Here is a 14,429-nt window from a genome sequence, read left to right on the forward strand (position 1 = left end):
TGTTTTTTACCGTTGCGTGGCGACGTCCTACTCTCACAAGGGGCAACCCCTCACTACAATCGGCGCTAAGAAGCTTAACTTCTGTGTTCGGCATGGTTACAGGTGTATCCTTCTCGCTATCGCCACCACACTGTGGTGTTATCTTATTGAGTTTGCTTTTGCTCACTCAAAACTGGATTTGAAGTAATCTCAACTCTACCGAGTTTTTTCTTTTACCATTCTTGGTTAAGTCCTCGATCGATTAGTATCAGTCCGCTCCATACATCACTGTACTTCCACTTCTGACCTATCTACCTGATCATCTCTCAGGGATCTTACTTTCTTAAAGAAATGGGAAATCTCATCTTGAGGTGGGCTTCACACTTAGATGCTTTCAGCGTTTATCCCTTCCCTACATAGCTACCCAGCAATGCCCTTGGCAGAACAACTGGTACACCAGCGGTAAGTCCATCCCGGTCCTCTCGTACTAAGGACAGCTCCTCTCAAATTTCCAACGCCCGCGACGGATAGGGACCGAACTGTCTCACGACGTTCTGAACCCAGCTCGCGTGCCGCTTTAATGGGCGAACAGCCCAACCCTTGGGACCGACTACAGCCCCAGGATGCGACGAGCCGACATCGAGGTGCCAAACCTCCCCGTCGATGTGGACTCTTGGGGGAGATAAGCCTGTTATCCCCAGGGTAGCTTTTATCCGTTGAGCGATGGCCCTTCCATGCGGAACCACCGGATCACTAAGCCCGACTTTCGTCCCTGCTCGACTTGTTGGTCTCGCAGTCAAGCTCCCTTCTGCCTTTACACTCTTCGAATGATTTCCAACCATTCTGAGGGAACCTTTGGGCGCCTCCGTTACCTTTTAGGAGGCGACCGCCCCAGTCAAACTGCCCATCTGACACTGTCTCCCACCACGATTAGTGGTGCGGGTTAGAGTGGCCATAACGCAGGGGTAGTATCCCACCAGCGCCTCCATCGAAACTAGCGTTCCGATTTCTACGGCTCCTACCTATCCTGTACATGCGGTACAGACACTCAATATCAAACTACAGTAAAGCTCCATGGGGTCTTTCCGTCCTGTCGCGGGTAACCTGCATCTTCACAGGTACTAAAATTTCACCGAGTCTCTCGTTGAGACAGTGCCCAAATCGTTACGCCTTTCGTGCGGGTCGGAACTTACCCGACAAGGAATTTCGCTACCTTAGGACCGTTATAGTTACGGCCGCCGTTTACTGGGGCTTCAATTCGTACCTTCGCTTACGCTAAGCACTCCTCTTAACCTTCCAGCACCGGGCAGGCGTCAGCCCCTATACTTCATCTTACGATTTTGCAGAGACCTGTGTTTTTGATAAACAGTCGCTTGGGCCTATTCACTGCGGCTGATCTGACGATCAGCACCCCTTCTCCCGAAGTTACGGGGTCATTTTGCCGAGTTCCTTAACGAGAGTTCTCTCGCTCACCTTAGGATTCTCTCCTCGACTACCTGTGTCGGTTTGCGGTACGGGCCGTTGTTTTCTCACTAGAAGCTTTTCTTGGCAGTGTGACATCAGGAACTTCGGTACTATTATTTCCCTCCCCATCACAGCTTGTCCTTAAAAGATTAAGCATTTGACTCAACCTAAGACTTACTGCTTGGACAGACATTTCCAATCGTCTGCATTCCTTAGCCTCCTGCGTCCCTCCATTGCTCAAACAAAAACAACGGGTACAGGAATATCAACCTGTTATCCATCGCCTACGCCTTTCGGCCTCGGCTTAGGTCCCGACTAACCCTGGGCGGACGAGCCTTCCCCAGGAAACCTTAGTCATTCGGTGGACAGGATTCTCACCTGTCTTTCGCTACTCATACCGGCATTCTCACTTCTAAGCGCTCCAGCAGTCCTCACGATCTACCTTCAACGCCCTTAGAACGCTCTCCTACCATAACACCATAGGTGTTATCCACAGCTTCGGTAATATGTTTAGCCCCGGTACATTTTCGGCGCAGGGTCACTCGACTAGTGAGCTATTACGCACTCTTTAAATGGTGGCTGCTTCTGAGCCAACATCCTAGTTGTCTGTGCAACCCCACATCCTTTTCCACTTAACATATATTTTGGGACCTTAGCTGGTGGTCTGGGCTGTTTCCCTTTCGACTATGGATCTTATCACTCACAGTCTGACTCCCGGATATGAATGAATGGCATTCGGAGTTTATCTGAATTCGGTAACCCGAGATGGGCCCCTAGTCCAAACAGTGCTCTACCTCCATCATTCTCAATTCCGAGGCTAGCCCTAAAGCTATTTCGGAGAGAACCAGCTATCTCCAAGTTCGTTTGGAATTTCTCCGCTACCCACACCTCATCCCCGCACTTTTCAACGTACGTGGGTTCGGTCCTCCAGTGCGTTTTACCGCACCTTCAACCTGGACATGGGTAGATCACATGGTTTCGGGTCTACGACTACATACTCAAACGCCCTATTCAGACTCGCTTTCGCTACGGCTCCGTCTCTTCGACTTAACCTCGCATGCAATCGTAACTCGCCGGTTCATTCTACAAAAGGCACGCCATCACCCATTAACGGGCTTTGACTTGTTGTAGGCACACGGTTTCAGGTTCTATTTCACTCCCCTTCCGGGGTGCTTTTCACCTTTCCCTCACGGTACTGGTTCACTATCGGTCACTAGGGAGTATTTAGCCTTGGGAGATGGTCCTCCCGGATTCCGACGGAATTCCTCGTGTTCCGCCGTACTCAGGATCCTCCTAGGTGTCTTCCAAATTTCATCTACGGGGTTTTTACCCTCTTTGACTGACTTTTCCAAGTCATTCGATTATCTGAAAAAACTACCATATCGGAGTCCTACAACCCCAACAAGCAAGCTTGTTGGTTTGGGCTTTTCCCGTTTCGCTCGCCGCTACTCAGGGAATCGAATTTTCTTTCTCTTCCTGCAGGTACTTAGATGTTTCAGTTCTCTGCGTCTACCTCAAATATGCTATGTATTCACATATTTGTAACATCCTATAAAAGATGCTGGGTTCCCCCATTCGGAAATCTCTGGATCATAGCTTACGTACAGCTCCCCAAAGCATATCGGTGTTAGTCCCGTCCTTCATCGGCTCCTAGTGCCAAGGCATCCACCGTGCGCCCTTATTCACTTAACCTTATCAACCTTACGGTTGGGTTTTGACATCATTTCTAGCGATAGAAACTAGTCAAGAAAAATAAGCAATTGAACTTATTAAAAAACTCATTCAACGCGGTGTTCTCGGTTTGTTTTGATCTTACTTCAAATATCCAGTTTTCAATGAACAAAGTGTTTTGAGAGTAAACCTCTCAAAACTGAACAAAGTAATGATGACAAACGTGTGTAGTCTCCGTAATATTCCTTAGAAAGGAGGTGATCCAGCCGCACCTTCCGATACGGCTACCTTGTTACGACTTCACCCCAATCATCTATCCCACCTTAGGCGGCTGGCTCCAAAAAGGTTACCTCACCGACTTCGGGTGTTACAAACTTTCGTGGTGTGACGGGCGGTGTGTACAAGGCCCGGGAACGTATTCACCGCGGCGTGCTGATCCGCGATTACTAGCGATTCCGGCTTCATGTAGGCGAGTTGCAGCCTACAATCCGAACTGAGAGAAGCTTTAAGAGATTAGCTTAGCCTCGCGACTTCGCGACTCGTTGTACTTCCCATTGTAGCACGTGTGTAGCCCAGGTCATAAGGGGCATGATGATTTGACGTCATCCCCACCTTCCTCCGGTTTGTCACCGGCAGTCTTGCTAGAGTGCCCAACTAAATGATGGCAACTAACAATAAGGGTTGCGCTCGTTGCGGGACTTAACCCAACATCTCACGACACGAGCTGACGACAACCATGCACCACCTGTCACTTTGCCCCCGAAGGGGAAGCTCTATCTCTAGAGTGGTCAAAGGATGTCAAGACCTGGTAAGGTTCTTCGCGTTGCTTCGAATTAAACCACATGCTCCACCGCTTGTGCGGGCCCCCGTCAATTCCTTTGAGTTTCAACCTTGCGGTCGTACTCCCCAGGCGGAGTGCTTAATGCGTTAGCTGCAGCACTGAAGGGCGGAAACCCTCCAACACTTAGCACTCATCGTTTACGGCGTGGACTACCAGGGTATCTAATCCTGTTTGCTCCCCACGCTTTCGAGCCTCAGCGTCAGTTACAGACCAGAGAGTCGCCTTCGCCACTGGTGTTCCTCCATATATCTACGCATTTCACCGCTACACATGGAATTCCACTCTCCTCTTCTGCACTCAAGTCTCCCAGTTTCCAATGACCCTCCCCGGTTGAGCCGGGGGCTTTCACATCAGACTTAAGAAACCGCCTGCGCTCGCTTTACGCCCAATAAATCCGGACAACGCTTGCCACCTACGTATTACCGCGGCTGCTGGCACGTAGTTAGCCGTGGCTTTCTGGTTAGATACCGTCAAGGGATGAACAGTTACTCTCATCCTTGTTCTTCTCTAACAACAGAGTTTTACGATCCGAAAACCTTCTTCACTCACGCGGCGTTGCTCGGTCAGACTTTCGTCCATTGCCGAAGATTCCCTACTGCTGCCTCCCGTAGGAGTTTGGGCCGTGTCTCAGTCCCAATGTGGCCGATCACCCTCTCAGGTCGGCTATGCATCGTGGCCTTGGTGAGCCGTTACCTCACCAACTAGCTAATGCACCGCGGGTCCATCCATCAGCGACACCCGAAAGCGCCTTTCAAATCAAAACCATGCGGTTTCGATTGTTATACGGTATTAGCACCTGTTTCCAAGTGTTATCCCCTTCTGATGGGCAGGTTACCCACGTGTTACTCACCCGTTCGCCACTCCTTTTCTTTCGGTGGAGCAAGCTCCGGTGAAAGAAAAAGCGTACGACTTGCATGTATTAGGCACGCCGCCAGCGTTCGTCCTGAGCCAGGATCAAACTCTCATAATAAAAGTTAGAACAATCTTTCGATTGTTAAGCTCAATTTGTTTGCTAGCATATTGCTTGCTGTTTAAAAATGTTTGTTGTCTTGAATTGAATCAAGACGCCCTACACATTTGGTTTGTCTTACTTTGTTCAGTTTTCAAAGGTCTACTTGAATTGCCGTAGCAACTTTTATATCATATCAGAGTGACGTTTGAATGTCAACTCTTTTTTAAAAAAGTTTTTTTGATTTCGTTTAAGAAATCTTTCGGCAACTCATTTATCATACCGCATCGTTTGTTATTTGTCAAGAACTTTTTTGAAGTTTTTCTTGATGAAATCAAGCTTCATAAGCAGTTCTTTTTAAACGACTTAGTTATCTTATCATGTGATAATTCACACGTCAACAACTTTTTGAAATTATTTTTTAACTTCTAGTTGTTTTTCAACAACTCATTTACTCTATCATTAAAAAAAAGAATGGTCAAGCAAAATTTTACATTTTGTTTGACCTAATTTTAAATTCTATCCATTCACAACTTAACGATTGATTTGTTTTAATTTTTCACCCATTTTAATCGTTTCTTTCTTATTGAGTGGATAACCAACAAGTAAAATCAGCGCAGACAATAGCAAACAAACTGCTGGCAATAAATTAGCAATCGTATAAATACGTTCTTGCACTAAAGCTGATTGAATTGTTCCGCCTACTGAAGACGATTGCTATCCAATCATCGTTAACATAAAGCCATCAATTGCCCCTGCACATGCTTGTCCCAATTTTCTACCAAAAGAATTGACACCGTAAACTGTTCCGTCTTCTCGTAATCCCGTTGTGTATTGATGGTAATCAATTACATCTGTAATGAAAGCCCACACCATCAAATTGAATAATCCTGATCCCAATGTCGCAATAAATAGTAGGGACAAGTATACCCATGCATTTGTAATATGTAAAAAGTACATCAATAAATACAATAGAAGAAAACTTTAGAGCGACAACGCTTGCTTCTTTCTTACCGAACCTTCTTGTCAATGCCGTTGCAAAAGGGGACAATGCAACGACCGTTCCATACCTGAATAATAAAGCAATCGACATTACTTCTTTATTATGGAAGTAATCATTAAATAAATAGGTCATATTTGTCCCAGCTAAACTTTGATTGATCACAATAAAAATATCCACAACAACTAGTACTACTAGTGCACGATTCGAAATTAAGCCTTTAGCCAGCCTGAATCTCTTCTTTTTTTCTACTCTTACTCTCTCTGTGGATAGCTTGCAAGTTAATATATATGCTAAAAAATCTATTGACGCGCAGCCAATGGTAATCCAGAAAAAGCGTTCACTTGAGACAATCTGTTGACCATTTTTATTTTGCGTATACATTAATATTGGAGTAAAGAAACCCGTAGTTGATCCATCGATTGCTGATCCAATACTTCTGAAAGTCGACAACGAAGACCGATCATCCGAATTTGAACTGATTGCTGCCGCCATTGCCGCATAAGGAATATTAATTGTTGAAAGAAAAATACCATAAACAATGTATGAAACAAAAATATAAATCATCTTGCCCGACATTGGTAAATGCTAAATAATAGGCAAAAACATTAGAACTGCTACGGTACAAAACGGATACTTCATTCGGCGAATCCACGGGATAGATCGTTCAACTTCTGTTACCTTAGAAATATCACATAGCCGTCCAACGAAAACATCCGCAAATGCATCTAACATTCTTGAAACTAGAAAAAGCGTACCTACTATTGCTCCAGAAACGCCAAGGACATTTGTGTAATAAATCATCAAAAAGCTATTAACCAATCCTAAAATAAAACAATTCCCTAAATCACCAAACATGTAACCAATTTTGTCCCTTCAAACCAAACGCACTTGTTTTCTTATTGATTTTCTCCTCTAGAAACTGCTTGTTGTGAAAGCATTCCAATCACTCCTTTTTCTTTTTTAGTAATCGTTTTCAAAATTATACCCTCCATTTTTTTATTTTTATATTCACAATATTGTTATTTTCTTGCATTATGTTGGTTGATAAAAAACTAGAGAAAGAATTCTACTTAGCTAGAAGCAAAAAAGAGCAGGACTGCAATCAGCCCTGCTCTTTTCTATTTACTATTAATTATTCGCTATATAGGTCACGTACTGGTGTCATGATGATTCGATTTAAATCATTAATAATTGTACTAAAACCTTGTTCTTTTTCCATTAAATCATTGATAACTGATTCTGATTGAATTTTCATAGCCATTTCTTGTGCTTTCATTGCATCTTCATCAGAGAATTCTTCGCCACGCATTTGTTTTTCCTGTAATTCAATTTGCATTGCTTGGAAGTTTTTAAATAGTTCATGCGCTTCTTTATTTTCTTTTACTTTACCGTATGCTTCTTGTAAAGCTTTGAATTCAGGAAGTTCACGAATTTCGCGTTCGATTTGATTCGCGCTATCATAGATATTTGACATAATATTGCCTCTTTTCTTTCAGTAGTTGAGTTCATTGTAACATGCAGCTATCCGTTTTCAAAGAACTACTCACTTTGATATTTCCGCCACAAATCTTTGGCTGCATCGCCAATTCCTTGTACGCCGTCTTTTACAAAGTCACCAAAGTTCTTCAATCCTTCTTTTGCTTTCTCGCCATATTGATCTAAGTTTTCTTTCCATTTTTCAGCATTGTCCTCTGCTCCTGATGGATTGTCCACTTGATCTGCTGGGACGACCTCTCCGCCTGTTGCATACGCATCCGCGACACTAAAACTTGTATTTGAAGTATAAGGAAGAATTCCTTCTGCAGCAGACTTAAAGACTCGGCCCACAACATTCCCACTCGTTCCTTCTAAGTAGTGCAATTCGCTGGACTCTTCGTAACCCATCCAAGTTGAAATAACTACGTCTGGTGTATAGCCAACAATCCATTGATCATTTGCTTTAGTGGCATCAAAATTCGTTTCCGTAGTACCAGTTTTACCAGCAACCGTATAACCAGCTGGATTTGCAGCAACTGCTGTTCCATTAGAAAATGTGCCAAGCATCATACTTGTCATTTGTTCTGCTGTTTCTTTTGAAATCACTTGTTTAGGTTTTTTGTCCGTATTATCTACAATAACTGCACCTGTAGAATCAACGATTTTCGTAATCAAATGTGGCGAATACATCTGCCCATCATTCGCAAAAGCACTATAGGCTCCGGCCATCGTTAACGGTGATACACCTTTTTCTAAGCCACCTAATGCTAAACCATAGTATTTATCGGATTTTGATAAGCTTAACCCGAATTCTTCTGCTTTATCATACCCTTTTTGAAGACCAATCTCATGGAGTAACCAAACAGCTGGCAAGTTCAAGCTTTGAGCTACTGCTTGATACATTGGTACTTCACCTTGATACGTACCATCATAATTTTGAGCAGCATAGTAACTTTGTGGTGCGTCTTGCAAAGTACTAGAAGGTAAGTAGCCAGACTCTAAAGCAGCTGAGTACACGCTCAATGGTTTAATTGTCGAACCTGGCGACCTTTTCATTTGTGTTGCAAAATTAAATCCACGGAAGACGTGTTCTCCACGCCGCCCCACCAAGGCTTGTACACCACCATTTTTCGGATTCAATGCAACAGACGCAGATTGAACCATTGCCCCGTCCGAAGCATCTGCCGGAAATAGCTGTCCATTTTGATAAGTCGCTTCTAACTGCTTTTGATAATTTTGATCTAACGCAGTATATATTTTATACCCCTTGTTCATTACATCTGATTCATCCAGTCCATATGCTTCCACAGCCTCATCAATTACCGCATCAAAATAATAAGGATAGCGATAACCTGATTCCGAATCCGTATACGTGTCATTTAAATAATCCGTAATGTTCGTTTGGCTCTCCGCACTGGCTTGTTCTGCTGTGATTTTTTCGTTTTCTTTCATCACACTCAACACAGTATTTTTTCGATTATTAGCATTTTCTGGGTTATCAATTGGATTATAAATACCTGGTCCTTTAAGCATACCCGCAATTGTTGCCGCCTCTGACAATGTTACGTCACTCGCATTGACACCAAAATATCTCCTTGCAGCATCTTGAACACCCCAAACACCATTACCAAAATAAGCGTTATTCAAATACATAGTTAAAATTTCTTCTTTACTGTATTTCTTTTCTATTTCTATCGCTAGAAACAGCTCTTTTGCTTTTCTATCAAAGGTTTGATCGAGTGTTAAATACGCATTTTTTGCCAATTGTTGCGTAATCGTACTCCCTCCACCACCAGCGGTACTCCCTGAAGTAAGCATACGAACTGCTGCTCGAGCAATCCCCTTCACATCAAATCCATGATGATTATAAAAATTTCGATCTTCCGTAGAAATAACTGCATCTTGAATATACGGAGAAATTGCATCTAGTTCTACGTAAGTCCCTTTTTGAGCATAAAGTGTACCTGCTTCTTCATTATCTTTATCATAAATAACAGTAGATTGGCTTAATCCTGATTTTAAAGTCTCCACATTTGCTTGTTTTGCTAAAATAAACAAATAAACACTCGTTACCAAAATAAAAATCAGTCCCAACAAAAGAATAACTTTATTGATATGATATTTTTTCCAAATTCGCCTTCGCCATTTATGAAATCGGCTCAAATATGGCTTACTCCAGCGCCAAAAGCTAATCAAAGAAGCTTTTATTTTTTCCAAAACGCGTTGAAAATCCATTTGCATGTTCTCCTATCTTTTTATTCACACGGTCAGTTTACCACAACTAACTGCGCCTTTCTTCCTGCTTAAGATGTAAGTTTTGTAGTTAATGACGGTAGTTTAGCATAATAAGTAGCTGATTGATTTAATCTTTTTCTTAAATATATTTTAAAAATGGTAAAATAAAACTGACTTCGACGAAAGGAGCTCCTTTATGGAAATCACAATTACATTACCCGCTGATCACTCAGCAACAACTATCCAAGAATTATTAGAGCGAGAATGGCTAGTACCAAAAAAAGTTCGTCATTTTTTGCGTACCCGAAGAAATGTTTGGGTAAATGCGCAGCCCGCTCCTTTTCATTCAGAAATCCGCGGTGGCGACACAATTACTTTGCATTTTGAAGAAGGTGACTACAGTCATCAAGAAATCATCTTTGGTGATCCTCAAAAAATACACACGCTCTATGAAGACGATCAATTAGTGATTGTAAATAAACCAGCTGGTCTAAAAACCCATCCCAATAACGCAAAAGAAACTGGAACCTTATTAAATGATTTAGCTGCTTATCTAGCTCCGAAAGATGAAAAACCATATGTTGTACATCGCTTAGATCAAGAAACCAGTGGCGCTATTTTATTCGCTAAAAACCCATTTATTCTGCCTATTTTAAGCCAATTAGTCGAACAAAAGAAGATTTATCGACGCTACCAAGCTATCGTTTGGGGAAAGTTAACCAAAGATATCACCATCACCAAGAAAATTGGACGCGATCGACACAACCGACGAAAACAAGTCATTGATGAACGTAACGGGAAAACAGCAACAACCCGCGTAACCGTTGCAAAAAATCTACCGACACAAACACAAATTTATTGTGTTTTAGCTACTGGGAGGACACATCAAATTCGGGTTCACCTCGAAAGCCTAGGTCATCCAATTGTAGGCGATCCACTTTATCAGTCACGGCCAGCGCAACGAATGATGCTTCACGCAATTGAACTTCATTTGACACATCCATTCACACAAGAAACGATTATCGCTAGAGCAACTCCTGGACTATGGTAGGCCTCAAGAAAATAAAAAAGTGTCTGGGACATTAATCAAAATGATTATGCTCCAGACACTTTTTTACGAATAAATGGCTTTTCGAAAGTAAATCTCTCAAAAATGAGTAGAATAATCTCAAAAACAGATAAAGCTATTTTCAGATTATCCTTCTTATCTATCAGAGTTGACTGCTCTTATTTAAACCACTTTTTTGAAATTTTATTTTTGTCGATACTCTTTTTCGGCTAATAATAAACTACCAATAATCCCACTTTCATTCGGCAAGCCCCAGCGAACAATATATTCACTAGCTTCTGGAACTTCCATATATCCTGCCATTAATTCAACAAATTGTTGACGAATTTTTTGTAGTAAATGATCTTGGTTCATTACGCCACCACCAAGGATAATTTTTTCTGGTGCTAAAGTTAATGTATAGTTGATTAAAGCTTGTGCAATATAGAATGCTTGGATATCCCACACAGGATGGTCTACCGGTAAATCTTGACCTTTGATTCCGGTTCTTGCTTCTAATGAAGGACCAGCCGCCAATCCTTCCAAACAGTCCCCATGATAAGGACAAGTACCAGCGTAAGTATCATCTGGATGACGTTTCACCCAGATATGACCCATTTCCGGATGAGCAATCCCCGAAAAGATATCTTGATTCAAAACAACACCTGCGCCAATCCCAGTACCAACGGTTAGATAGATACAGCTATTCTTTCCTTGTGCTGCACCTTTCTTCAATTCGCCATAGGCAGCAGCATTAACATCCGTTGTCCACGCAATTGGAATTTGATAACGTGCTTTAACACTCCCTAAAAAGTCAAAATCAGCCCAACCTTTTTTAGGTGTTGCTAAAACATATCCATAGTTATCTTTTGTTTGGTCAATGCCAATCGGGCCAAAAGACCCAATCCCCATAGCAGATAAGTCAAACTTGTCAAAAAAAGCAAACACCTGTTGCAACGTTTCTATTGGAGTCGTTGTAGGAATACTTACTTTCTCCATAATTTCATGTTGATCATTCGCCACCGCACAAACAAACTTTGTGCCACCTGCTTCTATTCCGCCGTACATTTACTTTTCCTCCTCGAATCCGATTGTCCGAATTTCATAAGGCATCAATGTCGGCTCAATCGTTTGCTTACTGTCTTTTTCTAAAAGATTCAACAATCTATTAGTTGTCCCTGGTTTTTGAACAACCATTTTTTCTTCGTTTCCTGACAGATTGAATCCTCTCAGTACTACTTTATCATTAAACTTGCTTCGCTTCAAAGCAGTAATTGCAAACGTTTTAGCATCCACTTCTAAATAATTGTTTTTGCTGCTTAATTCACCTTGTTGATTAGCTAATTGTTGCGTCGTAAATGGAACTTGCGCAGCATACGCGTGTTGATAAGATGCAAATTTTTCATTTGGTTCATGAATTTCCATACTATACTGGAAGTGTTGTTGTCCTAAACACTGTGCCTCGGGAGTTGGGAAATATCCCCAGTCCCCTAACTCACCAACACAACGCAATAAGGTCAATGCAATTTGACCTGCATCTACAATTTCGTATTCATTTAAGCCATAGTTTCCAATTGTGACACCATAATTTTCATCATGAAGATTAACAAATGCATGTTGATGTTGCGGATTCGTTGGATTTTCCCAGCTTGCGGAAACTTTATTTGGTCGCGTAACGACTTCAAATATACTATCTGCTTCATGGTGTTCCACATGTAACTTCGTTGGAAATAGCGCGCGTAAGCGATGGTCTTTCATTTGATTGTCAATCGTCGTTTCAAAGTCGATTTTCCGACTATTTTTCCTTAAAGTAATTTTTGTTTCTATTAATAATGGTTTTAATTCTTTTGCTCGTTTCGCTTTACGATAACGGAATTCAACTACCATTTGTTGTTCCCTTTCTAGAAGTTCATCGGCAGAAACTGGAATCATCATGGTCTGAATGAGTTGGATTTGAGCAATCTCTGGTGTATCAACCAAAATTTCTACTCGAGAATCCCCTTGTTGGTTTGAAAGAATTGGGGCTGTGTCACTTGGTTGTTTATAGATATACTCATTTCCAACATCACCCGTATCTTCAAAAACAAGCATATCCTCAAATTGACGATCCATTTTTTTGTCCAACACCGTTAATGAACCATTCTCTTCAATTTTGATTTTGAGCAATTCATTTTCGATTACTCGTCCTTGGTCACTGACCATCGAATCAGTAATAGCGATTGGGGCTTCTCCTTCAGCTAATGTAAATGTCTCCCATGAAAAAGCAGCCATTTCTTCTAGCGGAATAGTTACAGTCACTACTTTTTCCATATAAGGTATCCGGAACCGATCTTTCGGTAAGTCATAGTCAAAACGAACAGTTGCTTCAGATACAATTGCGGGAATGATTTCTCCTTGTGCATTCTCAACATGATAGCTCTTAACAGGCGCATCTTCCAATTCTTTAAACAATGTCTCTGGTAATCCTTCAGCAAACTTTTTACGTTCCAACTCGACTTCAATCACAGCTTCACCAGTTTTCGCTGTTCCAGCTGTATTGATTACAACAAAAGGATACGTATCCTCTGAGAATTCGCTTGTATCAATAACTTGCGACAACTGCCTCATTGCTTCTTCTGCTACAAATTTCCCAACTTCGTCTGCTTTTTCGAATCGTGTAATCATTTCTCGATGAACAGAATCCACTGAACAACCACAAATACTATCATGTGGGTGATTTTGCATTAATGTTTTCCAAGCATAATCTAATTGATCATGAGGATAGCTTCCCGAAACTTCATATGCCATTGTCGCTAACGGCTCAGCAATATTTTCTAATTGTCTTTGAACTTTCGTATTCCATTGTTTTAAATACACGCGCGCAGATGCAGTATTTGCCAAAGTATACCAGCCATCTGTTTCTTGACTCGTTAATTCGCCTTCTACGGTCCCCAAATCTTCAGGTAAATCATTTGTTACTGCTGCTAAATAGTCGGTAAAATTAGAATGAATAAATTCGTAATCTGGATATAAACGATTTGCTAATGCAATCGCCTTTGATATATCTTTTTGAACAGGCTGATGATCGACACCATTCATCATTAATAAATGTTCAGTTGAAGCATATTGTTCTGCATCAGCTAATTTTTGATCCCAAAATGCCTTGGCTTCTTGTTCTTCAGCTGGTATTTCATTTCCATTACTATACCAATTAGCAAATAATAAACCAAAAATTTCTGAGTTATCAGGCCCTTTCCATTTCATTTCAGAATATTGGGAGGAATAATTTTCTGCCTCAAGCACCTGATTATCAAAGCCAATCGGTTTTACTCCGCGGCCAAATGCTGCTGCTTCAATCCCAACTTGCTTCATCATTTGAGGTGTTTGCCCCATATTTCCAAATGTATCTGGGAAGTAGCCAAGCATTACTGGAACACCCCATTTTTGCGTTTCTTCGAACCCAATCAACATATTACGAACGTTGGATTCTGAGCTAATCAAAAAATCATCTTGCAAAATATAAAATGGTCCAATACGTAGCTTACCCGCATCAATCGCTTGTTGAACTAACGCTCTTTTCTCCGGTCTTACTTGTAAATAATCATCTAAAATAATTGTTTGTCCATCTAAGTGAAAACTATTGAATTCAGGGTCATTCTCAAAAAGTTCTAATAAATCATCCATTAATTCAACTAGACGCATATGGTGTTGTTCATAAGCCATGTACCATTCTCGATCCCAGTGACTGTGGGAAATAATATATACTTTCTTTTTCATCTAATCG

Annotated in this window: 5 protein-coding genes, 3 rRNA genes and 1 pseudogene; 1 reads left to right on the top strand and 8 read right to left on the bottom strand. The window is 41.6% G+C overall.

Annotated features, from left to right (window positions below; genetic code table 11):
* Positions 1–14: 14 nt before the first annotated feature.
* The 6 genes and pseudogenes from rrf to IGJ66_RS11210 form a co-directional block, all read right to left on the bottom strand.
* Positions 15–130 (bottom strand): 5S ribosomal RNA (rrf, locus tag IGJ66_RS11185).
* A gap of 91 nt (positions 131–221) precedes the next feature.
* A 23S ribosomal RNA gene (locus IGJ66_RS11190) occupies positions 222–3,135 on the bottom strand.
* A gap of 229 nt (positions 3,136–3,364) precedes the next feature.
* Positions 3,365–4,925: ribosomal RNA gene (locus IGJ66_RS11195) — 16S ribosomal RNA — on the bottom strand.
* Together the 16S, 23S and 5S rRNA genes form the textbook arrangement of a ribosomal RNA operon.
* 513 nt (positions 4,926–5,438) lie before the next feature.
* Positions 5,439–6,845: pseudogene (locus IGJ66_RS11200) on the bottom strand (MFS transporter).
* Between the two features lie 194 nt (positions 6,846–7,039).
* Positions 7,040–7,381 carry a YlbF family regulator gene (locus IGJ66_RS11205; protein WP_067481657.1) on the bottom strand — a complete coding sequence of 114 codons (342 nt, stop codon included), beginning with the start codon at positions 7,379–7,381 and terminating at the stop codon, positions 7,040–7,042.
* 65 nt (positions 7,382–7,446) lie between these two features.
* Complete coding sequence (locus IGJ66_RS11210) at positions 7,447–9,618, bottom strand: PBP1A family penicillin-binding protein (protein WP_430616625.1); 2,172 nt, start codon at positions 9,616–9,618, stop codon at positions 7,447–7,449.
* 196 nt (positions 9,619–9,814) lie between these two features.
* Between IGJ66_RS11210 and IGJ66_RS11215 the strand changes: the two genes are divergently transcribed.
* Positions 9,815–10,669 (top strand): RluA family pseudouridine synthase, encoded by an 855-nt coding sequence (locus IGJ66_RS11215; protein WP_071869322.1) that lies wholly within the window; start codon positions 9,815–9,817, stop codon positions 10,667–10,669.
* A 201-nt stretch (positions 10,670–10,870) separates the two neighbouring features.
* Here the strand turns inward: IGJ66_RS11215 and IGJ66_RS11220 are convergent, their stop codons facing one another.
* Complete coding sequence (locus IGJ66_RS11220) at positions 10,871–11,734, bottom strand: ROK family protein (protein ID WP_067481660.1); 864 nt, start codon at positions 11,732–11,734, stop codon at positions 10,871–10,873.
* Positions 11,735–14,422 (bottom strand): alpha-mannosidase, encoded by a 2,688-nt coding sequence (locus IGJ66_RS11225; protein ID WP_430616626.1) that lies wholly within the window; start codon positions 14,420–14,422, stop codon positions 11,735–11,737.
* Between the last annotated feature and the right edge of the window lie 7 nt (positions 14,423–14,429).

It is taken from the genome of Enterococcus sp. DIV0176 (assembly GCF_050528535.1).
Lineage (GTDB): Bacteria > Bacillota > Bacilli > Lactobacillales > Enterococcaceae > Enterococcus_B > Enterococcus_B thailandicus.